This is a genomic window from Dellaglioa sp. CoH-57-MRSF-18, from assembly GCF_056781995.1.
On record NZ_JBXAXX010000004.1, the window covers coordinates 99,479 to 125,506 of the forward strand.

A 26,028-nucleotide genomic window follows, 5' to 3' on the forward strand; every position below is an offset into this window, starting at 1 on the left:
TAAATGAATCAATTAGAAAAAAAAATTGTTTTTACAATATTATTTATGATGATGTTTATAGGATTAGCTGGCTGTAGCAATAGTAGCCAATCAATGAATTCGGTTGATAGTTGGAAATCAATTCAAAAAAAGGGTACCGTTGTTATCGGAATTGATGATAGTTTTGTGCCAATGACATTCAGACAAAAAGATGGTAGTTTAGTAGGATATGATGTTGATTTAGCAAAAAAAGTTTTTGAAAAATATGATATTCAAGTTGATTTCCAAACAATTGATTGGTCTATGAAAGAAACGGAATTAAAAAATGGGACAATTGATTTAATCTGGAATGGGTATACAAAAACAACTGCACGTGCTAAGAATGTTGCTTTCAGTCGTACATATTTAACGAACAAGCAAGTATTAGTAACAAAAAAATCAAGTGAAATTAATTCTTTTTCTGATATGAAACAAAAAATTTTAGGTGTTCAAAGTGGTTCAGCTGGATTTGATAGCTTAAATTTGCATCCAGATATTTTAAAAGATAATATTAAAGATAAAGAACCTGTTCAATATGATTCATTTGATAATGCTTTTATCGATTTAAATGCAGATAGAATTCAAGGACTTTTAATTGATGATGTCTATGCGAACTACTTTATTAAGCATCAGTCGAATTCAAATGCATATAACGTGATAAATGGTAATTTTAAAACTGAAGATTTTGCGGTAGGTATGCGAAAATCTGATACAACAATGCAATTAAAAATTAATAGGGCAATAACAGAGTTGCAAAACAAAGGTTATCTAAAAGAATTAAATCAAAAATGGTTTGGTGAAAATAATAATATTCAAAATAATTAATTTTGGAGGGACTATATGACATATGTAAATATTGGTGTGCTACTTGTTTTTTTATTGAACTTGTTAGCGGCAATTGTGACCGTCTTTAGAGAAAAACGTGATATTGCTGCAACATGGGCATGGCTTCTTGTCTTGATAGGTATACCTATTTTTGGATTTTTAATTTATCTTTTTTTTGGTAAGAAAATTTCAAAAGAAAAAATATTTGATATTAAAACACAGGGTCGTATGGGTGTTGACCAATTAGTAGATCAACAAAAAGAAGAATGGGCCAGAGGAGAATTAACAACAAGCGGTAAATATACTGATGATGTAAACGAAATCATGCATATGTTTTTAGAAATAGAGAAATCTATTTTAACTAAGAAGAATGAGGTTCAGTTATTTATTGATGGGCATGATAAGTTTAAGACGTTATTTCAAGACATTCGTAAAGCTAAACACCATATCCATGTTGAGTATTATGCATTCGAAGATGGGCATATTGGAAATGAACTATTGACGTTACTTGAAATGAAAGCAAATGAAGGTCTTGAAGTTAGAATCATCTATGATGCATTGGGATCAAAGGGAACTACTAAAAAATTCTTCAAACATCTTGAGGAATTGGGCGGTAAAGCAGAAGCCTTTCTGGGTTCACATTTTTCATTTTCAAATCTTCGTTTGAACTTTAGAGATCATAGAAAGATTGTCGTTATTGATGGTAAAATCGGTTACATCGGTGGATTCAATGTCGGTGATCAGTATCTAGGTGAAAGTGAGAAATTTGGTAACTGGCGAGATACACATATTCGCGTATTTGGAAACGCTGTCGGATCACTACAAAGTAGGTTCATTATGGATTGGAATGCAACTGCGAGAAATAATCAGATTAATTACCAGTCAAGTTATTTTCCACAAACTGTTACAAAAGGTAAAGTTAACATGCAAATTGTTTCTAGTGGACCTGATTCAGAAATTGAACAAATAAAAAAAGGTTATATTAAGTTAATTAATTCAGCTAAAAAATATATTTATATTCAAACACCTTATTTAATTCCAGATGATTCTGTTATAGAAGCGTTAGATATTGCGGTATCTTCAGGCGTTCAGGTTAGAATTATGATTCCTTGTATGCCAGATCATGCCTTTGTTTATCGTGCTACACAGTATTATGCGAAAGATCTAACGAATATTGGTGTAGAAATTTATCAATACAACAATGGATTTTTACACGCTAAAACAGTTGTAATTGATGAAATGGTTGCATCCGTTGGTTCAGCTAATTTTGATTTTAGAAGTTTTAAGTTAAACTTTGAAGCGAATGCATTTATTTATGATGTAGGTGTGGCAAGCACACTTAAAACAATTTTTGAAACTGATATGGAACAAAGTAGTCTTTTAACGAAAAGGTATTTTAATGATCAATCACATTGGTTGAAATTTAAGCAACAGTTTTCAAGACTTCTTTCACCGATATTATAGGAATGGAAACGCTTGACGTTTTTCAGGATGTATGCGATATTATTAATCGGAGACCAACACAAAGGGGAGCCGATTAATTTTGGCTGAGAGTGAAGAAATTCAGACCCTTGGAACCTGTTTGTTAATGCAAACGTAGGAATTGTGTGTAGAAGATTAACACCTTCTTTGTGCTTGGTTTACTAAGTCAAAGGAGGTTTTTTTGTTGGAAAGAAAAAAATTATTGATATTACTAGAAGGGGTCGTTATGGCCGCTTTAGCAATGGCGCTATCATTTGTTCCTAATCCGCCAAATATTGATATTGCACTAGGTGTGTTACCTATTGTGGTATACAGTTTACGACGCGGATTAAAAATGGGATTAATTATTGGGTTACTATATGGTATATTACCTATTTTAATTGGAACTGCGTTTGTATTAACGCCGGTTCAGGCTATCTTAGAGTATCCAGTTGCTAATTTGGTACTAGGATTTTCTGGGTTATTCTCTGCTCGTTTTTTAAGTCAGTTGCGTACTAAAAATATGCGTGGTGCCATACAATCACTGACTTTTGCGATTTTAATAGCTGTATTTCTAAAATACAGTGCTCATTTTATGGCTGGTATCATTTTTTGGTCAAAATATGTTCAATGGGGGCTTTCTCCAGTTGTGTACTCAGCAGTTGTCAATGGTGGGAGTATGATTATTAACATGATTATTGCTACCTTGATACTTAGTATCATACTTAAAAAAAGTCCAGGAATCTTCCTAGCTAAATAGAATAGACAGAAAAAGACGGATATAATAATCCGCCTTTTTTTATAAAAAAGGTTCCTAGCTAATTAAGCTGGGAACCTTTAAAATTTTTATTTTTAAATTAAGCGATTGACATAACTGCGGTTAAAACGACACCACCGACTGTTACAAGAATCATTAACCACACGACAAACATTGTGATTTTTTGGAATGTAGATTTCTTTTTCTTCATGTTTTACCCACCCTCTCAAATCTAATAGTGTAACTATAACTTTTTTATAAGTAAAATGTCAACTTAAAAGTAGTCATTTTTCTTTAAATAATAAGCAGTTAATAAACAAATTATTAACGTGATTAATTGTAACCACCAGAATGAAAAATGAGTGTCTGCACCAGGAAGGGATACGTTCATGCCGAACATACCGCCAACGATTGTTGGTATCGTTAAAATAATCGTCATCGACGTTAAGACCTTCATGATAATATTTAAATTGTTTGAAATAACTGATGAAACCATTTCACCATAATTCTCTAATATTTTAGTTTGAATGCTTGTCATTGTTTCGGCTTGTTGGTTCTCGATTAAAACATCTGTGAGTAAATCATCAGTTGCCTTTTGTTTGAAATGCTCATTTGAGTCAACCATAGATTGAAGTACTGGATTATTTTTCTTTAAAGCAGCATCAAAATAAACTAAACTTTTTTGCATTGACATCATTTGATAATATTGCTCATTTTTAGTTGCTTTAGCAAGTGATTTTTCTAAATTTTCGGTTTCTTGAATGATAGATTTTAACGCAACGACAAAACTTTGTGATAGATACCAAAGTAATTTCAAAGTGAATTGATCCGATGTTATCGTTTTAATTTGATGAATTGGACTATCCGCGATAAATTTACTGATAAAATCTGGTTCACTATTTGAGACTGTAATTATTGCATCATCTGCTAAGATAATTGAAAAAGGAAACGTTTGGTATTCTAAGTAGCCTAGCGAGTTTCTAATGCGATGAGGGTACTGCATTAAGACTAAGTCAGGAACAATATTTTGAGACAATCCTTCAGTTCTTGAATTTTCTTGATCATCTGAAATAGCGGTCATATAGTCTCGTGGTATAGCATACTTTTTAATAAGTTCATTTATTTCTATTTCAGAAGGATTTGTAACGTTAATCCAACATGATTTACTGTATTCTTTTATTTTTTGAATTGTACCTAACTCAGTTGATGTATAATATTCTATCAATATCAAAGTCCCCTTTATTCGAATAACATAATACATAGTATACCAAATTTTTTAAGCTTTCGTTAATTCAGACATCTAGTTGTTAAGATTAGTTCAAATACGCTATAATAGTAAACATAACTGTAACCTAAATTGAAATATATGGTAGAATCATCTATAATATAAGACATTGATTTTTATGAAAATGAGGGATGAAAATATGTGTGGATTTGCAGGTGTATTGAGCGACAGACAAAAAAATACCAATGATGATTACGATAAAATTGTTCATAATATGACAAAAATGATTGTTCACCGTGGTCCTGATGATTCAGGTTATTTTAGTGATGATGATATAACAATGGGATTTAGAAGATTAAGTATTATTGATTTAGAAGGCGGACACCAACCACTTTCATATGAAAATGAACGTTACTGGTTAACTTTCAACGGTGAAATCTATAATTATATTGAACTACGTGAAGCATTAGTTGCTGATGGTTATGAATTTAAAACAGATTCTGATTCAGAAGTCATTTTAGGTATGTATGCTAAGTACGGTGCAGAAGCTGTTAAGCAATTCCGCGGAATGTTTGGATTTGTTATCTGGGATACGCAAGAAAAAACACTTTTTGCTGCCCGTGATCAATTTGGGATTAAACCATTTTATTACGCTATAGCAGATGACAATTTTTATTATGGTTCGGAAAGTAAAGCTATTTATAAAGTTTTAAAAAATAAGACATTTGATAAAGATGCACTTCAAGATTATATGACATTCCAATTTGTACCAGAACCAGAAACGTTAACTAAAGAAATTGATATGTTACAACCTGGACATTATTTAACGAAAAAATTAGGCGAGAAGCCAGTCATTACACGATATTTTTCTGCCGAATTTCATCCAGTAGTTCGTCCAGAAGAGACATATATTAAACGTATTAAAGACGTCTTAATTGATTCAGTTGATAAGCATATGCGTGCCGATGTACCAGTTGGTTCATTCTTATCTGGTGGAATTGATTCGTCTATTATTGTTGCTATTGCTAAAGAATTAAATCCAAAATTAGAAACAATTTCAGTTGGATTTGAACGTGAAGGCTATAGTGAAATAGATGTTGCGCAAGAAACCGCAGAAAAATTAAATGTCGCTAATTTTAGTTCTGTTATTACGGCTGAAGCATTTATGAAGGCTTTTCCACATTTTATTTGGAATATGGATGATCCCTTGGCTGATCCGGCTGCTGTGCCTCAATATTTCCTTGCTAAAGAGGCCAGAAAACGTGTTAAAGTTGCATTGACGGGTGAAGGTGCTGATGAACTATTTGGTGGTTACACTATTTATCATGAACCTGAATCATTAAAAGGATTTAAATACACTAAACCAATTAATGGTGCGTTGAATAAAATTGCTCAAATGATGCCTAAAGGGATGCGTGGACAAAGTTTCCTTCTTCGAGGCACGACACCAATGGAGGATCGTTACGTTGGTAATGCTTTTATTTTTAATGAAAAAGAAAAAGAAGCATTCTTTAAAGACTATAATAAAAATCATCCATTCCAAAGTATTACTGGCCAATATTATAATGCATCAAAAGATTACAATAAAATAGATCAAATGCAATTTATTGATATGCATACATGGTTAAATGGAGATTTATTGCATAATGCCGATCGTACAACAATGGCACACAGCATAGAATTGAGAACACCATTTTTGGATAAAGAAGTTTTTGCAGTTGCTTCTGAAGTGCCTGCAGATTTGAGAATTGCACATGGAACAACCAAGTATGCTTTACGCAAAGCTGCTGAAGGTATCGTTCCTGACCATGTTTTAAATCGTAAAAAATTAGGTTTCCCTGTGCCTATTCGTTTTTGGTTAAAAGACGAAATGTATGACTGGGCTAAACAAATTATTAATGATTCTCAAACAGATGAATTTTTTAACAAACAATATTTCATAGATTTATTGGATGAACATCGTGCTGGTGTTAGAGATAACTCCAGAAAAATATGGACTGTCTTAACATTTATGGTATGGCATCGTATTTACATTGAAAGTGACATATTAGAAGATAGTAAAACAGTAACAGAAAAAGCTAAATAATAAATAGTGGGAGTTCAAAATAATGACAATTATGGTTCAGAAGTTTGGTGGCACATCGGTTCAAGACGATGAGTCGAGACGAGCAGCTTTAAAACACGTAAAATATTCAGTTGATAAAGGGTATCAAGTCGTTGTCGTTGTTTCAGCAATTGGGCGTAAAGGTGCACCTTATGCAACTGATTCATTATTAGGACTTGTCGATGGAGAGCAATCATTACTTTCTAATAGAGAACTTGATATGATTGTTTCTGTTGGTGAAACTATTTCTGCCGCAGTTTTTTCTGAATTATTGAATAAGGAAGGCATTAAAGCTGCTGCTTTAACAGGGCAGGATGCTGGAGTTGAAACAACTGATGAATTTCAGAATGCTAAAGTAATTAACATTAATACTGATTTAATTGATGAGGCATTTAAAGATGCTGATGTTTTAGTTGTGACTGGGTTCCAAGGTGCTACAAGTAAAGGTCAAACGACGACTATTGGGCGTGGTGGAAGTGATACGACAGCTGCATTACTTGGAGCAGCATTAGATGCTGAACGTGTCGATATTTTTACTGACGTGTCAGGGATGATGACTGCCGATCCTAGATTAGTTACAAAGGCAAAATTTCTAGAAACAGTCAGTTATGAAGAAGTTGCAAATATGGCTCATGAAGGTGCGAAAGTTATCCATCCTCGTGCAGTGGAAATTGCGCAACAAGCCCATGTTCCAGTTCGGATTCGCTCAACTTGGCAAAGTCCTGAAGAGATGGGAACCCTTGTGACCGACCGAAACTTAGGTGTAAAGCATTATCGTAGTGTAACTGGTATTGCTCATGTGACTGGACTCAGTCAATTTACAATTAAAACAGTTAATCATGCTCCAAAAGATGTTTTTAATTTGATGTCCAATAATAATTTGAGCGTTGATTTTATTAATATCTCACCTGGCAAAGTCCTCTTTAATTTGTTCAATGATGATGAAAAAAAAGCTAAACAACTTTTAGTAGATGCTGGAATTGATGTCTCAGTGCTTCCAAACTGTGCGAAAGTTTCAATTGTGGGAGCGGGGATGACTGGAACACCAGGTGTTACGGCCAAAATTGTAACAGCACTAGCTGAGAAGGATATTAATATTCTTCAAACAACTGATAGTTATACGACAATTTGGATTTTAGTTCAACAGGACGATTTAAAAACTGCTGTTAATGCATTACATGATGTCTTTTTAAGCAGTATCTAAAAGGGGTAATTTATGAAACTTTTACCATTTTTTGGAACTTGGTATGGGTCGATAATTTTAATATTTGGATATATTCTAATTTTAACTTTACTTAAACGTATTTTACGTAAAAATTGGCCTAAACGGTTGCAAATCATTGATTTTTTACCACCATTACTTCTTTTATTGACACATATTTTATCAGTACGAGAGTTTAATTTATCGATTACACCATTTATAATATTTTCTTGGTGCTTAATTGGTATTGCTAGTGCGCTTATGTATGCGTATCGAGATGGAGAATTAATTTATGCAAAATTTTTCAAGACCATTTGGAAAATTACTGATATTTATATGCTTGGATGGTACCTCTTAATGCTTCTCTTTTTAGTACTATTTTAAGGATATCGTCCTACATTTTTAATTATAAGTAATGTAAAAAACACTTAATCTAAAAAGGATTGAGTGTTTTTTTGTATATTATCATTTAAAATCATAATATTGGGGAATTCAGTGGTGGAATGTGGGGCATTGTGGTAAAATTTAAATAGTTACTATGAAGGGGGGCTGTACACAATGTTTATGGGCGAATTTAAACACACTTTAGATACTAAAGGTAGATTAATTATTCCAGCTAAATTTCGTGAGGAATTAGGTGAGAAATTTGTTATTACTCGAGGTATGGATGGTTGTTTATTCGGATATACACAAACAGAGTGGACACTCCTAGAAGAAAAGCTTAAAACACTCCCTTTAACAAAAAAAGATTCACGGGCTTTTGTAAGATTTTTATATTCTGCAGCTACAGAATGTGAATTTGATAAACAAGGCCGTATTAATATTCCAGTTCCTTTAAGAACACATGCTGATTTAGAAAAAAAATGTGTGCTAGTAGGTGTTTCAAACAGATTCGAAGTATGGAGTGAAGATCGATGGAATAGTTTTTCAGAGAGTGCATCAGAAAATTTTGATGAAATTGCAGAAAATATGATTGATTTTGGATTTTAAATAACACGTATGAAAGGGGATAAAACTATGACGACATTTGAACATGAAACAGTACTACTAAATGAAGCAGTAGATGGGTTGGCTATTAAACCAGATGGTATATATGTTGATTGTACTTTGGGTGGCGGTGGACATAGTGCCCTAATCCTGTCTCAACTAAGTACGGAGGGACATTTATATGCTTTTGACCAAGATCAAACAGCGATTACTTATAATGAAGGGCATTTAAAAAAATACATAGAAAATGGACAAGTTACGTTTATTAAACGCAATTTTAAAGATTTAAAAGCCGCGTTACTGGAACTTAATGTCACGGAAGTAGATGGTGTACTCTATGACTTAGGTGTATCATCCCCACAATTTGATGTCGCAGAACGAGGCTTCAGTTATCAGCACGATGCGCCGTTAGATATGAGGATGGATTTAAGTGCAGAATTAACAGCTAAAGAGATTGTTAATAATTGGACATATCAAGAACTTATTAGAATCTTTTTTAGATATGGTGAAGAAAAATTTGCAAAGTCAATTGCTCGTCAGATTGAAAATGCTAGAGAAAATGAAGAAATTGTTACAACTAGTCAATTAGTTGAATTAATTAAAATGGGTATTCCGGCTCGTGCAAGACGAACAGGTGGGCACCCTGCTAAAAAAGTTTTTCAAGCTATTCGAATTGCGGTTAATGATGAATTGGGTGTTTTAGAAGATTCATTAGAGCAAGCAATTGATTTAATTAATGTTAAGGGGCAAGTTAGCGTTATTACATTTCAGTCATTAGAAGATAGATTGGTCAAAACGATGTTTAAGGAACGAACAAGTTTACCAGAGTTACCACCGGGTTTACCTGTAATTCCAGATAATATTCAGCCAAATTATGCACTAGTTAATAAAAAGCCAATTTTACCATCAGAATTAGAATTACAGAATAATAGGCGTGCACATTCAGCAAAATTGAGAATTATAAAACGATTGAAAAAATAATATTTTATAATAAAGGGGTTACATATCATGGCACAAAATAGCACAGCACGACAAATGCCAAGAGAATATAAAGAAAATCCAAGACAACAACCTATACATAAAAAAACAGTGGGATCACAAAGTGTTGCATTTTCTAGAATTGAAAAATCATTATTTGGTTTAATTGGTGCAATTTCTTTGGTACTTATGCTTATGCTAGTTTCATCTCAGGTAGAGTTGTCTAATAGTAGTCAATTTTTACAAAATATTAACAGCGAAATAACAGCTATTCAAACTAAGAGTTCTGATTTGACACAAGAAGTGAACGAACTTGCCAGTAATGATCGATTAAATAGTATCGCTAATAAAAATGGTCTTAATTTAAGTGAGAGTAGAATAAGGAATGTAACGAAATGAATAATCAAAAGCAACGGATGATAAATGACATGAAAAAGAAACGTAGAAATAGGCAAAGGTTTGGTGTGCTACTAATCCTGGCCGTTTTAGCGATTCTTTTGATGTTTATCATTCGTTTTTCTTATATTGTAATAGGTGGAAAAGTTTCAGATGTTAATTTAAGTAGCCAAACACAGGCACTTTATGAAAATAGTCGAATTGATAAAGCAAATAGAGGAACCATTTATGATGATTCAAATCAACCGATTGCTGAAGATACAACAAACTACTCAATTTATGCAGTTCTATCAAAATCATATGTTGGTGCAAATAACAAAGCGTTATACGTTACTGATAAGAGTAAAGCTGCAAAAGTTATTAGTGATGCGATTGGAATGAAAGAATCTAAAGTTTACAATATTTTGAATGCAAAAAAAGGAACTTACCAAGTTGAATTTGGTAATTCTGGTAAAAACTTATCTTTGGAAACAAAAAACAAGATAGAATCAGCAGATTTAAAAGGTATTTATTTCACTGAAACACAAGCAAGATTATATCCAAATGGTGTTTTTGCATCACATTTAATTGGTGTGACAAAAAGCACTTCAAAAAAAGGTGATTCAACTTTATCTGGTGTAATGGGACTAGAATTAGCATTTAATAAACAATTAAGTGGAACAGACGGGTTAAAAAAGGTCCAAAAAGATAGTTATGGTTACCAACTACCAAACTCAAAGACAAAAACAAAAAAAGTTGAAAATGGAAATAATATTTATACAACCATTGATACAAAATTACAAACGTATCTTGAAACAACTCTAACTAACGTACAAAAAACATATAATCCTAAATCAATGAATGTTGTTATAATGAATGCTAAAAATGGAAAAATTTTGGCAGGAAGTCAACGGCCTACATTTAATGCAGATACCAAAAGTGGTATTTCAAAGATGTGGCGTAATACGCTAATTGAAGATAGTTATGAACCTGGCTCGACTATGAAAGTATTTACAATGGCAGCTGCTATTGAAAATAATGCCTACAATGAGAATGCCGTCTATAAATCAGGTGTTTTAAAAGTGGGAACTAAGATTGTTCCTGATTGGAATACATCTGGTTGGGGTTTAATCACTTATCGTGAAGGTTTCGCTCGTTCAAGTAATGTTGGTATGGCTAAGTTGGAACAAGCGATGGGGCATACTGCTTGGCTTAAATATATTAAAAAATTTGGTTTCCTGGAAAGTACAAATCTGGGATTAGCTAATGAAGCAAAAGGTAGTATTGAATTTCAATACCCAATTGAACAAGCAGATACAGCTTTTGGTCAAGGAATAAATGTGACAACTATGCAAATGATGCAAGGTTTTACGGCATTTGCAAACAACGGTAAGATGATCAAACCAACGCTTGTGGATAAAATTGTAGATCCTAATACTGGAAAAACAACGTATCAAGCTAAAACAACAAATTTAGGACAAGTTATTAAAAAATCAACGTCTAAAGAAGTATTAAGCATGATGCAAGATGTTATCTACAAAAATTATGGGACCGGTAATGCCTTTAAAATTGATGGTTACAAGATAGCTGCAAAAACAGGAACTGCCCAAATTTCGGATCCAAATGGAACTGGATATCTAACGGGTGATGCAAATTATGTCTTTTCAGTTGTAGGTATGGCGCCGGCCAAAGATCCAAAATATATTATGTATGTAACGATGAAACAACCACAAAATATGCAAGGTACCAGTGGTAATGCTATTTTGGCACAAATATTTAATCCATTGATGAAGAGGACTTTAGAAGAAGACAGTTCAACAGCGGTATCAACTGCAAAGACTAATGTAACAGTAGCAGACGTTACAAATAGTTCAACTTCATCAGCTAAAACAAAATTAAACGAACAAAATCTAGATATTGCAGTTATCGGACATGGCAGAACGGTAGCTAATCAGTATCCACCTGCTGGAACGACTGTATTATCCGGACGTAAAATATTGTTATTAACAAATGGTGAAATGATTATGCCTGATTTAACCGGTTGGTCAAAGAGTGATGCGGTGAATGCTGCAGAATTAATGAAACTAAACTTAACGACAACGGGTAGTGGTTATGTAGCAGCTCAAAGTATTAAGGCGAATACAGTTGTTAAAAAATCAACTATGGTGAAATTAACGTTAAAATAAAAAGGTGAATATAGATATGAGAGCAGATAAATTAATCCAAAGTTTAAAATTTAAACGAGTATCAACGGCGATTGATTCAGAGTTAGATATTAAGCTATTAACACAAGATACAAGAGAAGTTGTTGAAGATAGTCTATTTGTTGCTGTTGAAGGTTATACAGTTGATGGACATGATTTTGTGAATCAAGCGGTTGAAAAAGGTGCGAAGATTATTATTGCTCGTAAACCAGTTGATGTACCTGTTCCAGTCGTTTATGTCCAAGATACAAATCGTGCGATGGCAATTCTTGCCGATGCATTTTATGGCGTCCCAAGTCAGCAGATGAGAATGATTGGTGTTACTGGTACAAATGGTAAGACGACTGTTACACATTTGATTGAACAAATTTATCGTGACTTAAATCAAAAAACAGGTTTAATCGGTACAATGTATCGTAAAATAAATGATACACTGTATCCTTCGAATAATACAACTCCAGATGTTATTACATTGCAAAGAACTTTAGCACAAATGAAACAAGAAAAAGTTGAAACTGTTGCAATGGAAGTTTCTTCACATGCGTTAGTCTTAGGACGTGTATGGGGTATTGATTTTGATATCGCAGTTTTTACAAATTTGACACAAGATCATTTAGATTTTCATAAAACAATGGAAAATTATGCACATGCAAAAAGTATGTTATTTGCTCAGTTGGGTAATCATTATACTGAATCAGGCGACTCAAAAGTGGCTGTTTTAAATTTTGATGACCCAGTGGCTCGAACGTTTACTCAGTTTACTTCTGCTCAAATATTATCTTACGGTATCGAAAATGATGATGCCATGATTCAAGCTAAAAATATTGAAATTAAGAGTCATGGAACTGAGTTTGATTTAATTCTTTTTGGTGAAACAACTCATGTTACAATGCAATTAATCGGCTTGTTTAATGTTTATAATATGCTTGCTGCGTTTAGTGCCGCATATGCTGCTGGACTTGATGAAACACAAATTATTAAATCACTTGAAAAAGTGACTGGTGTTAAAGGTCGTTTTCAATTAGTGCCTTCTAAAACGGGTATCAGTGTAATTGTAGATTACGCGCACACACCAGATGGGTTATTAAATGTCTTAGAGACAATACAAGATTTTGCACAAAATAAAATTTATTGCATTGTTGGCTGCGGTGGTGATCGTGATAAAGGAAAACGTCCTAAAATGGCAAAAATTGCTGCTGACCATAGTGATTACCCAGTATTTACTATGGATAATCCTAGAACTGAAGATCCTAAGGAAATTATGGCAGACATGCTGACTGGAATTCCAGAAAATAGAGCAACTGTTATAATGGATCGACACGATGCAATTGCTCAAACAATAAAAAAGGCGCAACCAGGAGATGTTATTTTAATTGCTGGTAAAGGTCATGAAGATTATCAAATTCTTGGTCGAGAAAAAGTGCATTTTGACGATGTTGAAGAAGCATCGGGAGCATTAAATAAAAAATAAGAATTGAGTGAGGATAAGACAATGACTAAACCAGAAATGTTTATACCGTTGGTAAGTGGATTCGCATTAACGTTTATGTTTATGCCATTATTTATTGGCTATTTTAGAATACGTAAACAAGGGCAAATGATTAGAGAAGAAGGACCAAAATGGCATGAGAAAAAGTCTGGTACACCAACAATGGGTGGATTTGTCTTTAATATTGCTATTATTATTACTGCAATTTGGACAGGTATATGGGCTAATTCTATGACACCAGCGATGATGATTATGATTTTCATCTTATTTTTATATGCTATTTTAGGATTTTGGGATGACAGTATCAAATTATTCAAACGACAAAATGAAGGTTTAAAGCCTTGGCAAAAATTATTGGGTCAAATAGTTGGTGGATTAATCTTCACCGTCGTTTATGTCCATGAACATTTGCCACTTGCAATTAATGTCTTTGGTTTTGGTGAGGTCTCAATCGGTATTCTTTATGCTGTATTCATTATTATTTGGCTTGTTGGATTCTCTAATGCGGTTAATTTAACTGATGGAATTGACGGTCTTGTTTCAGGTCAATCAATTATTGCATTCGGTGCATATGCAGTTGTTGCGCAAGTACAACAACAAAAGGATGTACTTATTTTTTGTTTATCTGTCATTGGCGCATTAATTGCGTTCATTTGGTTTAATCATAAACCAGCTAAAGTTTTCATGGGAGATATGGGATCGTTAGCATTAGGTGGTGCATTAGCAACCGTTTCAATTTTATTACACCAAGAACTATCACTCATTTTTATTGGTATTATATTTGTTTGTGAGACGGCAAGTGTTATTTTACAAGTAGCTTCATTTAAATTAACAGGTAAACGCATATTCAAGATGAGCCCAATTCATCATCATTTTGAAATGAGTGGTTGGAATGAATGGAAAATTGATATTGTCTTTTGGACTATTGGGTTAATTGCTGCGATTTTAACGTTACTAGTCATTTTATAAAGGGAGATTTAATTGGAATGAAAAATATTACGAATTATCAAAATAAAAAGGTTCTAGTTGTAGGTTTAGCAAAGAGTGGCTTGAATGCAGCCAAACTTTTAAAAGATTTAGGCGCATTTGTGACTGTGAATGATCATAAAAATATTGATGATAACCCTGAAGCTAAAGAGCTTTTGGCTGAAGGAATCAAAGTGATTACGGGCGGACACCCACTCTCTTTACTAGATGAGGATTTTGAGTTAGTCGTAAAAAACCCTGGAATTCCATATACAAATTTACTTATTGAAAAGGCAATGGAAAAAGGTTTACCTATTATTACAGAACCAGAGCTTGCTTATGAAATTTCTGAAGCGCCAATGATCGGGGTTACAGGAACGAATGGTAAGACAACTACAACGACGCTGATTTCATTGATGTTAAATCAAGAAAGAAAGCAAGGACGTGCATTTGTCGCTGGAAATATTGGTGTTCCATCTGTTGCCGTAGCAAAAAAGGTAACCAAAAATGATATTATTGTAGCTGAATTATCAAGTTTTCAATTATGTGGCATTGATAAATTGAAACCAGAAATAGCCGTTATTACTAATATTTATGAGGCACATACGGATTACCATAAAACTCGAGAAAATTATGTGAAAGCAAAAATGAGAATAACTGAAAATCAAGATTCTAGTGATTTTCTTGTTGTCAATTGGGATTTAAAAGAACTTCGTGAACTAGCTAAAACAAGTTCTGCTAACATTGTGCCATTTTCTAGATTAGATGAAATTGAAACAGGGGCTTATGTAAAAGACGGAAATATTTACTATCAGAATGAATTCATTATGAAATCGGATGAAGTTAATATTCCTGGTGAACATAATATTGAAAATGCGCTTGCAGCTATCGTAACTGCTAAAATTAAAGGTGTAACAAATACTGCTATTCAAGAAGTATTATCGACATTTACAGGAGTACGCCACCGTACACAGTTTGTTAGCGCATGGCATAATCGCAAATTCTATAATGATTCAAAGGCAACTAATATTGAAGCAACTGAGATGGCTGTAAAAGGATTTTCGAATCCAATTATACTATTAGCTGGTGGATTAGATAGAGGATTTACGTTTGAAAAATTGGTGCCTGTACTTAAAGCACATGTAAAAGCAATGATTGTTTTCGGTGAAACAGCTGATTTAATGCGAAATGCTGGAGAAGCGGCAGGTATTACTCAAATTAAGCAAGTCACTGATGTTGTTGCAGCTGTTCCCGAAGCATATAAATTAAGTGATAACAATGATATTATATTGTTATCCCCAGCAGCAGCTAGTTGGGATCAATATCCTTCATTTGAAGTACGTGGTGACAAATATATTGAAGCGGTTGAAAAATTAATGCAAGTAGAGGATAAATAAAATGAAAATTATTGTTTCTGGTGGTGGCACTGGCGGGCATATTTACCCTGCGTTGGCCCTTATTGAAGCGCTAAAAGTAAAAGATCCAACGGCTGAATTTTTATATGTTGGGACTGAAAAAGGACTTGAGAGCCGAATCGTTCCAGATAATGGAATTCCATTTAAAACAATTAAAATTCAAGGATTTAAAAGATCGTTATCAGTAGAAAATATTAAGACAGTCCAACTATTTTTAAAAAGTGTGAAAGACGCAAAGAAAATGATTAAAGAATTTAAACCAGACATTGTTATTGGAACAGGCGGTTACGTATGTGGTGCAGTGGTTTATGCTGCTGCTCGATTACATATTCCAACTATTGTTCATGAACAAAATAGTGTTGCAGGTGTAACAAATAAATTTTTGAGCCACTTTGTTGATAAAGTAGCTATTTCTTTTGAATCAGTTGCAGATCAATTTCCTAAGAAAAAAGTTGTTTTCACAGGGAATCCCCGCGCACAACAGGTTGTAAATGAAACAGAAATTGAAGCATTATCGCAATATGGATTATTAGATGATGTACCAACGATGTTAGTTTTTGGTGGTTCAAGAGGAGCTGCGAAAATTAATCAAGCAATGGTTGAAGCAATTCCTGAATTAAATAAAAAACCATATCAAATTTTATTTGTTACAGGTAACGTTCACTACGATAAAATTATGAATGATTTAAACGGGATAGAATTAAATAAAAATATTGTGATAAAACCATATTTAAATAATATGCCTAATTTATTAAGCCATATTTCTGTCATTTTAGGACGTGCTGGTGCAACAAGTATAGCAGAAATAACTGCACTTGGATTACCATCTATTTTGGTGCCTAGCCCTTATGTTACAAATAATCATCAAGTAAAAAATGCAATGAGTCTAGTTGATAATAATGCAGCTAAGCTTATTACTGAGGATAAGTTAACGGGATCAAAATTGGTCATGGTTTCAGATGAAATGATGCTCAATACTGATGTGAGAAGACAGATGGCTAATAATTCACGTAAAATGGGTGTGCCCAATGCTGCAGATAATCTAATTAAGGTTATGGAAGATTTAATCAAAATTAAAGAATAAGTTAGGAGGCCAAATAAGATGTCAAAAAATAAATTCTTAAAAAGAAAAAAAGCTGAATTGACACCTTGGGAGGCCTTACAAGAGAAAAAAAAGAAGAAAAATAAACGATTCGATTTTTTTGGAAACCCCAAAACAATTAGTGACCGATTACCAAAATTAAAAAAATATCAACATCATGCCCTAAAACAAAAATTAATTATTATAATTGGTTCGTTTCTGATTATTGGTTTAATTGCACTATATTTTATTTCACCATTAAGTAAAATACAAAATATTAGTATTTCAGGTGAAAAAACAGTTTCAAAAGTACAAGTAGAAAATGCTAGTAATTTACACATTAATGATCCATTATCCCACGCGTTTTTTAGAAAAAAAGCTATTTTAAAGGATATAAAAAAAGAATTGCCACAGGTGAAGTCACTAACTGTTAGCCATAATAAATGGAATGGTGTTAAACTTTCTATTAATGAATATGATCTTGCAGGATATATTTATAAAAATAAAACATACTATCAATTATTTTTGAATGGGACAATTGGAAGTAAGAAATTTGACCAACCAGTGGGGAATTATCCTACGTATTCTAAGTTTAATCAAACAAATATATTGCAAAAAATGGTTAAACAATATAAAAAAATTCCGATGAAAATCAGAAATGGAATATCAGAAATCGATTATCAACCATCCAAAGTGAATAATCAGCGAATATATATATACATGAATGACAGAAATAAAATTATTGCTAATATTGATAATTTTGCCGATAAAATGGCTTTCTATCCAAGTATCTCATCTAAAATGAAGAAAAAAGGTGTCGTTGATTTAGAAGTGGGTGCATATTCTTATCCATATAATAAGAAAAGTTAACAAAGTTGGTATGGCCTATGGGATATCCTTTCTAAATCAGGTCTTAATGTGGTAAAATATGAGTACTATATCTTATAAAAAATAATATTAAAAGCAAGCTGTAAGGAGGTTCTTTTTCAGATGGGTAACGCAGGTATATATGTGGGGTTAGATATCGGTACGACATCAATTAAAGTTATCGTTTCTGAATACGTTAATGGTCAATTGAACGTAATTGGTATTGGTAATGAACGCTCACAAGGTTTGAATAGGGGAATTGTAGTCGATATTGATAAGGCTGTAATTTCAGTACAAAAAGCTATTAAACAAGCTGAAGAAAAAGCAAATATTCAGATTCACGAAGTACATGTTGGTATTCCTGCTAATTTATTACAAATTATTCCTTGTAACGGCATGATTGCCGTTTCAGATGAATCAAAAGAAATTACAAATGAAGATGTTGTGAATGTTGCGAGTGCAGCATTAGTTCAAAATTTACCACCAGAAAGAGATATCATTGATATTATTGCTGATGAATTTGTAGTTGATGGATTTGATGGCATTAAGGATCCTCGTGGTATGATTGGTGTGAGATTAGAAATGCATGGATCAGTTTATACTGGCCCAAAAACAATTATTCATAATTTAAAAAAATGTGTTGAAAATGCTGGGCTAACTATCAGAGAAACAATCGTGAACCCATTAGCACTTGCATCAGTTGCGATGTCAGATGGCGAAAGAGACTTTGGTACTGTACTTATTGATCTCGGTGGTGGTCAAACGACTGCTTCAGTGATTCATGATCATAAGTTGAAATTTACATACGTGGACCAAGAGGGTGGCGATTTTGTCACGAAAGATATCTCAGTGGTTCTTAATACATCTGTTGAAAATGCTGAAAAATTGAAACGCAATTATGGATTTGCTAATTCTGAGTTAGCATCAGAAGATGATGTTTTCCCAGTTGATGTTGTTGGACAAAGTGAGCCAATCAATATCTCTGAAAAATATTTAGCAGAGATTATTGAAGCAAGAATCTCTCAAATCTTAGATAAAATAAAAAGTTCATTAGATGCTATCAAGGCGTTAGAATTACCAGGTGGCGTTATCTTAACTGGTGGTCTTGCAGCTTTACCAGGAATTACAGAATTAGCATCAGAAATTTTGCAAGTTCAAGTTAAAACCTACGTCCCTGATCAAATGGGATTACGCTATCCTTCATTTGCACAAGCCTTAGGATTGATTAATTATGCAGTCGAGCAAGATGAAGTCACATTATTAGTGAAAAGTGCAATGGGACTTGATATTGATCAATTAAGTTATAGTATTGTTGAACCAGACAACGAAAAACCTAAGAAGCAAGAAGTAAAAAACAAAGTTAAAAAAACTAGAAAACCAAAAACATCAGGGGATCCATTAAAATCAGTTAAAAACTTTTTTAATGAATTTTTCGATTAAATAGGAGGAAGTAAGTAATGGAATTTTCTTTGGACTCAAGTGAAGATAAAGGCGCAGTAATAAAAGTAATTGGTGTCGGTGGCGCTGGTGGTAATGCTGTTAATCGTATGATTGATGAAAATGTTTCAGGTGTTGAGTTTATTGCATTAAATACTGATGTTCAGGCATTGGAAAGCTCAAAGGCAGAAATTAAAATTCAATTGGGTCCTAAATTGACTCGTGGATTAGGTGCTGGTGCAACTCCAGATATTGGTAGTAAAGCTGCACAAGAAAGTGAAGAAGCAATTATCGAAGCTATTGATGGCGCTGATATGATTTTCGTTACTGCTGGAATGGGTGGTGGAACAGGAACAGGAGCTGCTCCTGTTGTAGCTAAAATCGCTAAAGATCAAGGCATTTTAACAGTCGGAATTGTAACACGTCCATTTACATTTGAAGGACCTAAACGTAGCCGTTTTGCTGCTGAAGGAATAGCTAATCTGAGAGATCAAGTTGATACGTTAGTTGTTATTGCTAATAACCGTTTACTTGAAATCATTGACAAGAAGACACCGATGCTTGAAGCATTCCAAGAAACAGATAATGTTTTACGTCAAGGTGTTCAAGGTATTTCTGAATTAATTACATCACCCGGTTTAATTAATTTAGATTTTGCTGATGTTAAAACAGTGATGGCTGATCAAGGAACTGCATTAATGGGAATTGGATCTGCTACTGGTGAAAATAGAACTGCTGAAGCAACAAAAAAAGCAATTTCTTCGCCATTACTCGAAGTTTCAATTGATGGTGCAAAACAAGTTCTACTTAATATCACCGGTGGTGCTGATATGAGTCTTTTCGAAGCGCAAGAAGCTTCTGAAATTATTTCACAAGCTGCAACTGATGAAATTAATATTATTTTTGGAACGTCAATTAATGAAGACCTAGGTGATGAAATCGTCGTAACAGTTATTGCAACTGGTATTGATGATGTTAAAGAAGAAAAAAAAGCCACAGTTCGTACACGAACATTACCAAGAACTGATGCACCTAAAGCAACATTAGCTGAAAAGCAAGAAGATCGTTTTGACGATTGGGATATTATGCACCCATCAAGTCAACCTGAAGAAAAAAAATCAACAGAATTTGAAAATGTTGAAAAACCAAATTTTGATGTCTTTAAGAATGATATCAAAACTGATGATTTAGCAACAAATAATGATGATAGTTTAAGTACACCACCGTTTTTCAGAAAACGACGTAAAGATTAATTAAATGAATCAATGGGGAGGTTACGGATATTATGGCTTTTGAAAAAATTGGTCGTTTTTTTGGGTTAGCTGAAGAAGATGATTTTGAAAATGATGATTACCAAACCGAAGAGTCTATGCGGACTTCGTCATTGAATCAAAGTAATAAAGTCGTTTCGATAAATGGTAAATATAGTCAACCACAAAAAATTAATTTATTTGAACCTAGAATTTATTCTGATGTTAAGGATATTGCAACGCATTTAATGCAAAATCAAGCAATCGTCGTAAATTTTCAAAAAATGGATGAAGTTCAATCTAAACGGATTGTTGATTTCTTGTCCGGAACAATTTTTGCTATTAACGGAACAATTCAAAGAATTGGCGATAATATTTTTCTTTGTACACCAAACTCATTTACTGTTGAAGGAAATATGGCAGATAATATTTTTGAAAAATTCGAATAAAAGAAAAATCGAGGTATACAAATGATTGAGTTTATTACATTTCTAGCTAAAGTGATTACGTGGGCTTTTGATGCTTATGAGCTAGCAATTATCATTTACGTTTTAATGTCATGGTTTCCAGGCGCTTATAATACGCCGGTTGGCCATTTCTTAAGTAAAATTTGTCAACCATACCTTGCATTTTTTGACCGTTTTATCCCGGCAATTGGGGGTATTAGTTTTTCACCAATTATTGCGATAATCGCGCTAAGCTTCATCCAAAATGGGGTTATGGGACTTCTGACTACTTTGATTCGTCTTTATGTTGGAGGCTAATGATATATGAATGATACAATTTACCAACATTTCAGGTCCGACGAAAAAGAAATTATTGATACATTGTCAGATTATATCGAGCAAGCTAAATCAGAGTACAGGGCAGTTCTAACTCATTTTTTAAATCCTAGAGAGGCACATATTGCGACCTATCTATTAGGCCAAAATGACGAAATTAGTTTAAAATTATTTGGTGGCACGAAAGAAGCTGAACGAAAAAGATTACTTTTTTATCCAGCGTATTTCGATGTTCAAGATAGTGATTTTGATTTACAACTTATTGAAATTAAGTATCCAATAAAATTTGCTACCTTAAAACATGGACAAATTTTGGGAACTTTGGCTAATGCGGGATTAGATAGAGAAGTACTTGGTGATATTTTAACAGATGGTCAGCAATGGCAGGTTGTTGTTGAAAAAAAGATGGCTAATTATTTGATTAGTCAAGTTGATCGTATTGGTAAAATTAAGGTATCACTTGAAGAGATTCCTTTTTCACAAACGGTGAGTGTCACAGATGAGTGGCAATCGCAAAATGAATTAGTTTCATCGTTACGAATCGATTCAGTCATATCAGCTGTTTATAATATGTCTCGACAAAACGCCAAAAATTTAGTTAATTCTGAAAAAGTTAGTTTAAATTGGCAAGTTATTAATAAGCCTGATTATGAATTAGCAGAGTTTGATGTTTTGTCAATTCGTGGTTTTGGACGAATCAAGTTAGATTTTATTGCAGGTATGACTAGAAAAGATAAATATAAATTAGAGTTATCAATATTAAAAAAATAAATTTTGAAGGACGTGCAAAATGACTTTAAGTCCATTAGATATTCATAATAAAGAATTTAACGTAAAATTACGAGGCTATGATCAAGACCAGGTTAATGATTTTCTAGATAAAATTATTAAAGATTATGAAATAACGTTAAAAGAAAATGAAAATTTAACTGAAGAAGTTAAAACTAGTAATGAAAAGTTAGAATACTTTAATGATTTAAAAGATTCTTTAAATCAATCAATTATTGTTGCTCAAGAAGCTGCTGATCGCGTTAAGGTTAATGCTAAGCGTGAATCTGAAATTATTAATAAAGAATCACAAAAGCAAGGTCATGATATTATTGATGAAGCGAATGAAAAAGCTAAACATATTATTGATATGGCTTCAGAAAAAGCTAAAAAATTAGCTGTTGAGACTGATGACTTGAAGAAACAAGCACGTATTTTCCGTCAACGTTTAAAAGTTATGATGGAATCACAATTAGAAGTTGTTAAAAGTTCTGATTGGGACGAAATTTTAAAACAAGGCGAGACAAGCACATATTCTGAAATTCAAGACGTTTTAAAACGTGAAGAAGACAAAGAAAAACGTGAAGCCAAAGAAATAAAAGAATCAGTTAATAATAATGACGATATTGTTGTTACAGAAATTATTGCTGAATCAGATGCAAATGAAGATTCTGAGCAAAATGATCAAGATACAATGGTCATTTTCCCAGATAATAAATAAATTTGAGAATAACAATTATATGATACATTTTTAGCGAGTCGATGATAGTGGAAGGTCGATAATAAGTATTATATAATTTATCATCTCAACGATTTCATTAAACTGAAATGATCAAGTAAGTTTAATCGGCTTCATCTCCGTTATCACGATGATTGAGTGAAATTTAACGTTATATAATGTTAAGTTTCTAAATTTGGGTGGTAACACGAAGACTTCGTCCCTTGTAACGGAGTCTTTTTGTGTATAATGAAATAAAATAACTTTTAAAAGGAGTTTATAATATGAAAATGAAAGAAACCTTAAACTTAGGTAAGACAGAATTTCCAATGCGTGGAAATTTACCAGTTAAAGAAGCAGAGCGTGAAGATGCATGGAGACAAAACGGTGTTTATGAACTAAGACAAAAGTTAAATGAAAAGAAACCAAGTTTCATTTTACATGATGGACCTCCATACGCTAATGGTAATATCCATATGGGACATGCTTTAAATAAGATTACGAAGGATATTATCGTTCGTTCAAAATCAATGATGGGCTTCAGATCACCTTTTGTTCCTGGCTGGGATACTCATGGCCTTCCTATTGAACAACAATTGGTTAAACAAGGTGTTGATCGTAAAACCATGTCAAAAGCTGATTTTCGTGAATTATGTGAAAAATATGCTTTGGAGCAAGTTAATTTGCAACGCGAAGATTTTAAACGTTTAGGCGTTGCAGCTGAATGGGATAGCCCATACATGACTTTACAACCTGAATTTGAAGCTGAAGAAATCAGAATGTTTGGTGAAATGGCTGAAAAAGGTTACATCTATAAAGGTAAAAAACCAATTTATTGGTCACCATCGTCTGAATCAGCATTAGCTGAAGCAGAGATTGAATACCACGATATTAAATCACCATCAATGTATATTACATTTGATGTAGTTGATGGGAAAGATATTTTAGATACAGATACAAAAATGATTATCTGGACAACAACACCATGGACAATTCCAGCTAATTATGGTGTCGCTGTACATCCTGATTATAAATATATCCAAATTAATGCTGATGGGAAAAAATATGTTGTCGCTGAAGAACGTTTAAATATTTTAAAAGAAGAATTTGATTGGGAAAATGTTGAAGTATTAAAAGAATTTTCTGGTCGCGATATGGAATATATGACAGTGCAACATCCATTATATGATCGTACATCATTAGTTATTCTAGGTTACCATGTTACTTTAGATTCTGGTACAGGACTTGTTCATACTGCTCCAGGACATGGTGAAGATGATTTTATTGCTGGACAAAAGTATAAATTACCCGTTGTATCTGTTTTAGATGAAAAAGGTGTCATGAATGAAGATGCGCCTGGATTTGAAGGGATATTTTATGATAAAGCTAATCCATTAGTAACTGATGAATTGAAAGAGAATGGTCATTTACTTAAACTTTCATTCTTTACGCATAGTTATCCACATGATTGGCGTACAAAAAAACCTGTTGTTTTCCGTGCAACGGCACAATGGTTTGCATCAGTAGAGATGTTCCGCGATGATATATTAAAAGAAATTGAAAAAGTTGATTTTAAAAACGAATGGGGTAAGGTTCGTCTTTACAATATGATTAGAGATCGTGGCGATTGGGTGATTTCACGTCAACGTGCTTGGGGCGTTCCATTACCTATCTTCTATGCAGAAGATGGGACACCTATCATTACACCAGAAACAATTGAACATGTTGCTCAATTGTTTGAAAAAAATGGATCAAATATTTGGTTCAAAAATGATGCTAAAGCACTACTTCCTGAAGGATTTACAAGTGAACATAGTCCTAATGGTGAATTTACAAAAGAAGAAGATATCATGGATGTTTGGTTTGATTCAGGTTCTTCACATCGTGGAGTGCTAGGTAAACGTGATAATTTAACGTATCCTGCAGATCTATATATGGAAGGTTCAGATCAATATCGTGGATGGTTTAATTCAAGTGTTATTACATCCGTTGCAACTAATGGAATTGCACCATACAAACAGTTGATGTCACAAGGATTTGTACTTGATGATAAAGGACATAAGATGAGTAAATCGCTTGGGAATATCATTTTACCAAGTAAAGTTATTAAACAATCAGGAGCTGAGATTATCCGATTATGGACAGCATCAGCAGATACATCTTCTGATATCGCTGTTTCAATGGATATTTTAAAACAAGTCTCTGAAACATATCGTAAGATTAGAAATACATTTAAATTTATTTTGGCTAATACAACTGACTTTGATCCAAATGAAAATGCAATTGCATTTGATGAATTGGCATCAGCAGATAAGTATATGTTAATTAAATTAAATACATTTTCAAAAGAGGTTTTGGATGATTATGCTGAATATGATTTCTTAGCAATTTACAAAAAAGTGATTACATTTATTTCAAATGACTTATCAGCATTCTATTTAGATATTGCAAAAGATATCGTTTATATTGAAGCTGAAGATAGTTTTGAAAGACGCTCAATGCAAACTGTTCTATACCAGATTGTAACAACAATGGCTAAGTTATTAACACCTATCTTGCCACATACAACTGAAGAAGTTTGGGACTATTTGAAAGAACCAGAAGAATATGTTCAATTAAGTGAAATGCCAGAAGTTGCCCATTTTGATGGTGAAATTAAAATTGTTGAAAATTGGCAAGCATTCATGAAAATTCGTTCATATGTCTTAAAGGCTTTGGAAGATGCGCGTGATGCAAAATTAATTGGGAAATCATTTGAAGCAAAAGTTATTTTATATGTGAATGATTCTGATAAAGAATTACTTAACGTACTTGATACGGATATCCGTCAACAATTGATTGTTTCTGATTTAGAAATTTTATCTATTGATGATGTTCCAGAAGATGCAACTAATTTTGATAACTTAGCTGTTAAAGTTGAAGTAGCTAACGGTGAAGTTTGTCAAAGATGTCGTATGGTTAAGACTGATGTTGGGGAGGATACTGCGTTACCAACGCTCTGTCATCGTTGTGCAACGATTGTTGAACAAGGTTATCCAGAGGCAGTTACAGAAGGTTTTGAAAATTAAATATTTCAAAAAAGGAATAACGTAGAGTTATTCCTTTTTTTGAGTCAAATTG

Annotated in this window: 24 protein-coding genes and 1 riboswitch; of the genes, 22 read left to right on the forward strand and 2 right to left on the reverse strand. The window is 33.1% G+C overall.

Going from position 1 to position 26,028, the window contains the following annotated elements; translation table 11 throughout:
- The first annotated feature begins 3 nt into the window (after positions 1–3).
- The 3 genes from AC1RPG_RS05665 (at position 4) to thiT (ending at position 3,064) form a co-directional block, all read left to right on the forward strand.
- Positions 4–843 (forward strand): amino acid ABC transporter substrate-binding protein, encoded by an 840-nt coding sequence (locus tag AC1RPG_RS05665; protein WP_481761672.1) that lies wholly within the window; start codon positions 4–6, stop codon positions 841–843.
- A 15-nt stretch (positions 844–858) separates the two neighbouring features.
- Positions 859–2,307 carry a cardiolipin synthase gene (gene cls / locus AC1RPG_RS05670; protein WP_481761673.1) on the forward strand — a complete coding sequence of 483 codons (1,449 nt, stop codon included), beginning with the start codon at positions 859–861 and terminating at the stop codon, positions 2,305–2,307.
- 52 nt (positions 2,308–2,359) lie between these two features.
- A riboswitch (TPP riboswitch) is annotated at positions 2,360–2,463 on the forward strand.
- A 46-nt stretch (positions 2,464–2,509) separates the two neighbouring features.
- Positions 2,510–3,064: an energy-coupled thiamine transporter ThiT gene (gene thiT, locus AC1RPG_RS05675; RefSeq protein WP_481761674.1), complete on the forward strand. Its 555-nt coding sequence runs from the start codon at positions 2,510–2,512 to the stop codon at positions 3,062–3,064.
- A 97-nt stretch (positions 3,065–3,161) separates the two neighbouring features.
- Here the strand turns inward: thiT and AC1RPG_RS05680 are convergent, their stop codons facing one another.
- Complete coding sequence (locus AC1RPG_RS05680; protein ID WP_409022359.1) at positions 3,162–3,272, reverse strand: DUF4044 domain-containing protein; 111 nt, start codon at positions 3,270–3,272, stop codon at positions 3,162–3,164.
- 63 nt (positions 3,273–3,335) lie between these two features.
- The gene (locus tag AC1RPG_RS05685; protein ID WP_409022360.1) at positions 3,336–4,286 is read right to left on the reverse strand and encodes a magnesium transporter CorA family protein; all 951 of its coding nucleotides are present in this window, start codon (positions 4,284–4,286) and stop codon (positions 3,336–3,338) included.
- A 199-nt stretch (positions 4,287–4,485) separates the two neighbouring features.
- Between AC1RPG_RS05685 and asnB the strand changes: the two genes are divergently transcribed.
- From asnB to ileS, 19 genes are all read left to right on the forward strand, one after another.
- Positions 4,486–6,372 (forward strand): asparagine synthase (glutamine-hydrolyzing), encoded by a 1,887-nt coding sequence (asnB, locus tag AC1RPG_RS05690; protein ID WP_481761723.1) that lies wholly within the window; start codon positions 4,486–4,488, stop codon positions 6,370–6,372.
- A 22-nt stretch (positions 6,373–6,394) separates the two neighbouring features.
- Positions 6,395–7,594 (forward strand): aspartate kinase, encoded by a 1,200-nt coding sequence (dapG, locus tag AC1RPG_RS05695; RefSeq protein WP_481761675.1) that lies wholly within the window; start codon positions 6,395–6,397, stop codon positions 7,592–7,594.
- Between the two features lie 12 nt (positions 7,595–7,606).
- Positions 7,607–7,975, forward strand: a complete 369-nt coding sequence (locus AC1RPG_RS05700; RefSeq protein WP_409022362.1) for a DUF3397 family protein — start codon at positions 7,607–7,609, stop codon at positions 7,973–7,975.
- A 174-nt stretch (positions 7,976–8,149) separates the two neighbouring features.
- Positions 8,150–8,581 carry a division/cell wall cluster transcriptional repressor MraZ gene (mraZ, locus tag AC1RPG_RS05705; RefSeq protein ID WP_481761676.1) on the forward strand — a complete coding sequence of 144 codons (432 nt, stop codon included), beginning with the start codon at positions 8,150–8,152 and terminating at the stop codon, positions 8,579–8,581.
- 27 nt (positions 8,582–8,608) lie between these two features.
- Complete coding sequence (gene rsmH, locus AC1RPG_RS05710) at positions 8,609–9,559, forward strand: 16S rRNA (cytosine(1402)-N(4))-methyltransferase RsmH (protein WP_481761677.1); 951 nt, start codon at positions 8,609–8,611, stop codon at positions 9,557–9,559.
- 27 nt (positions 9,560–9,586) lie between these two features.
- Positions 9,587–9,955 carry a cell division protein FtsL gene (ftsL, locus tag AC1RPG_RS05715; RefSeq protein WP_481761678.1) on the forward strand — a complete coding sequence of 123 codons (369 nt, stop codon included), beginning with the start codon at positions 9,587–9,589 and terminating at the stop codon, positions 9,953–9,955.
- Positions 9,952–12,117, forward strand: a complete 2,166-nt coding sequence (locus AC1RPG_RS05720; protein WP_409022366.1) for a penicillin-binding transpeptidase domain-containing protein — start codon at positions 9,952–9,954, stop codon at positions 12,115–12,117. Before ftsL ends, AC1RPG_RS05720 begins: the two co-directional genes overlap by 4 nt.
- A 16-nt stretch (positions 12,118–12,133) precedes the next feature.
- Positions 12,134–13,606, forward strand: coding sequence for a UDP-N-acetylmuramoyl-L-alanyl-D-glutamate--2,6-diaminopimelate ligase (locus tag AC1RPG_RS05725; RefSeq protein WP_481761679.1), 1,473 nt, complete (start codon positions 12,134–12,136; stop codon positions 13,604–13,606).
- Positions 13,607–13,627: 21 nt separating this feature from the next.
- Positions 13,628–14,593, forward strand: coding sequence for a phospho-N-acetylmuramoyl-pentapeptide-transferase (mraY, locus tag AC1RPG_RS05730; protein WP_409022368.1), 966 nt, complete (start codon positions 13,628–13,630; stop codon positions 14,591–14,593).
- 17 nt (positions 14,594–14,610) lie between these two features.
- Positions 14,611–15,987: a UDP-N-acetylmuramoyl-L-alanine--D-glutamate ligase gene (gene murD / locus AC1RPG_RS05735; RefSeq protein WP_481761680.1), complete on the forward strand. Its 1,377-nt coding sequence runs from the start codon at positions 14,611–14,613 to the stop codon at positions 15,985–15,987.
- Between the two features lies 1 nt (position 15,988).
- Positions 15,989–17,089 (forward strand): undecaprenyldiphospho-muramoylpentapeptide beta-N-acetylglucosaminyltransferase, encoded by a 1,101-nt coding sequence (murG, locus tag AC1RPG_RS05740; RefSeq protein ID WP_409022370.1) that lies wholly within the window; start codon positions 15,989–15,991, stop codon positions 17,087–17,089.
- An 18-nt stretch (positions 17,090–17,107) separates the two neighbouring features.
- Positions 17,108–17,956, forward strand: coding sequence for a cell division protein FtsQ/DivIB (locus AC1RPG_RS05745; RefSeq protein WP_409022371.1), 849 nt, complete (start codon positions 17,108–17,110; stop codon positions 17,954–17,956).
- A 120-nt stretch (positions 17,957–18,076) separates the two neighbouring features.
- The gene (ftsA, locus tag AC1RPG_RS05750) at positions 18,077–19,393 is read left to right on the forward strand and encodes a cell division protein FtsA (protein WP_481761681.1); all 1,317 of its coding nucleotides are present in this window, start codon (positions 18,077–18,079) and stop codon (positions 19,391–19,393) included.
- A 17-nt stretch (positions 19,394–19,410) separates the two neighbouring features.
- Positions 19,411–20,643 carry a cell division protein FtsZ gene (ftsZ, locus tag AC1RPG_RS05755; protein WP_481761682.1) on the forward strand — a complete coding sequence of 411 codons (1,233 nt, stop codon included), beginning with the start codon at positions 19,411–19,413 and terminating at the stop codon, positions 20,641–20,643.
- A gap of 32 nt (positions 20,644–20,675) precedes the next feature.
- Positions 20,676–21,089: a cell division protein SepF gene (locus AC1RPG_RS05760; RefSeq protein ID WP_481761683.1), complete on the forward strand. Its 414-nt coding sequence runs from the start codon at positions 20,676–20,678 to the stop codon at positions 21,087–21,089.
- A gap of 21 nt (positions 21,090–21,110) precedes the next feature.
- Positions 21,111–21,404: a YggT family protein gene (locus AC1RPG_RS05765; RefSeq protein ID WP_409022375.1), complete on the forward strand. Its 294-nt coding sequence runs from the start codon at positions 21,111–21,113 to the stop codon at positions 21,402–21,404.
- A 6-nt stretch (positions 21,405–21,410) separates the two neighbouring features.
- Complete coding sequence (locus AC1RPG_RS05770; protein ID WP_481761684.1) at positions 21,411–22,193, forward strand: YlmH family RNA-binding protein; 783 nt, start codon at positions 21,411–21,413, stop codon at positions 22,191–22,193.
- Between the two features lie 19 nt (positions 22,194–22,212).
- A complete protein-coding gene (locus tag AC1RPG_RS05775; protein WP_409022377.1) occupies positions 22,213–22,911 on the forward strand; it encodes a DivIVA domain-containing protein in 699 nt (232 codons plus the stop codon).
- Positions 22,912–23,192: 281 nt separating this feature from the next.
- Entirely contained in the window at positions 23,193–25,976 is a 2,784-nt protein-coding gene (gene ileS / locus AC1RPG_RS05780) for an isoleucine--tRNA ligase (protein WP_481761685.1), read from the forward strand.
- Positions 25,977–26,028 lie beyond the last annotated feature (52 nt).

What these genes read in the sequence shown, in the direction of transcription:
- AC1RPG_RS05665 (WP_481761672.1), top strand. Translation starts at nt 4, where the DNA reads ATGAATCAATTAGAAAAAAAAATTGTTTTTACAATATTATTTATGATG.
- murG (WP_409022370.1), top strand. Translation starts at nt 15,989, where the DNA reads ATGAAAATTATTGTTTCTGGTGGTGGCACTGGCGGGCATATTTACCCT.
- AC1RPG_RS05765 (WP_409022375.1), top strand. Translation starts at nt 21,111, where the DNA reads ATGATTGAGTTTATTACATTTCTAGCTAAAGTGATTACGTGGGCTTTT.
- AC1RPG_RS05725 (WP_481761679.1), top strand. Translation starts at nt 12,134, where the DNA reads ATGAGAGCAGATAAATTAATCCAAAGTTTAAAATTTAAACGAGTATCA.
- AC1RPG_RS05760 (WP_481761683.1), top strand. Translation starts at nt 20,676, where the DNA reads ATGGCTTTTGAAAAAATTGGTCGTTTTTTTGGGTTAGCTGAAGAAGAT.
- ftsL (WP_481761678.1), top strand. Translation starts at nt 9,587, where the DNA reads ATGGCACAAAATAGCACAGCACGACAAATGCCAAGAGAATATAAAGAA.
- cls (WP_481761673.1), top strand. Translation starts at nt 859, where the DNA reads ATGACATATGTAAATATTGGTGTGCTACTTGTTTTTTTATTGAACTTG.
- AC1RPG_RS05680 (WP_409022359.1), bottom strand. Translation starts at nt 3,272, where the DNA reads ATGAAGAAAAAGAAATCTACATTCCAAAAAATCACAATGTTTGTCGTG.
- ileS (WP_481761685.1), top strand. Translation starts at nt 23,193, where the DNA reads ATGAAAATGAAAGAAACCTTAAACTTAGGTAAGACAGAATTTCCAATG.
- rsmH (WP_481761677.1), top strand. Translation starts at nt 8,609, where the DNA reads ATGACGACATTTGAACATGAAACAGTACTACTAAATGAAGCAGTAGAT.
- ftsZ (WP_481761682.1), top strand. Translation starts at nt 19,411, where the DNA reads ATGGAATTTTCTTTGGACTCAAGTGAAGATAAAGGCGCAGTAATAAAA.
- AC1RPG_RS05720 (WP_409022366.1), top strand. Translation starts at nt 9,952, where the DNA reads ATGAATAATCAAAAGCAACGGATGATAAATGACATGAAAAAGAAACGT.
- asnB (WP_481761723.1), top strand. Translation starts at nt 4,486, where the DNA reads ATGTGTGGATTTGCAGGTGTATTGAGCGACAGACAAAAAAATACCAAT.
- ftsA (WP_481761681.1), top strand. Translation starts at nt 18,077, where the DNA reads ATGGGTAACGCAGGTATATATGTGGGGTTAGATATCGGTACGACATCA.
- AC1RPG_RS05700 (WP_409022362.1), top strand. Translation starts at nt 7,607, where the DNA reads ATGAAACTTTTACCATTTTTTGGAACTTGGTATGGGTCGATAATTTTA.
- AC1RPG_RS05770 (WP_481761684.1), top strand. Translation starts at nt 21,411, where the DNA reads ATGAATGATACAATTTACCAACATTTCAGGTCCGACGAAAAAGAAATT.
- mraZ (WP_481761676.1), top strand. Translation starts at nt 8,150, where the DNA reads ATGTTTATGGGCGAATTTAAACACACTTTAGATACTAAAGGTAGATTA.
- AC1RPG_RS05775 (WP_409022377.1), top strand. Translation starts at nt 22,213, where the DNA reads ATGACTTTAAGTCCATTAGATATTCATAATAAAGAATTTAACGTAAAA.
- dapG (WP_481761675.1), top strand. Translation starts at nt 6,395, where the DNA reads ATGACAATTATGGTTCAGAAGTTTGGTGGCACATCGGTTCAAGACGAT.
- murD (WP_481761680.1), top strand. Translation starts at nt 14,611, where the DNA reads ATGAAAAATATTACGAATTATCAAAATAAAAAGGTTCTAGTTGTAGGT.
- mraY (WP_409022368.1), top strand. Translation starts at nt 13,628, where the DNA reads ATGACTAAACCAGAAATGTTTATACCGTTGGTAAGTGGATTCGCATTA.
- AC1RPG_RS05745 (WP_409022371.1), top strand. Translation starts at nt 17,108, where the DNA reads ATGTCAAAAAATAAATTCTTAAAAAGAAAAAAAGCTGAATTGACACCT.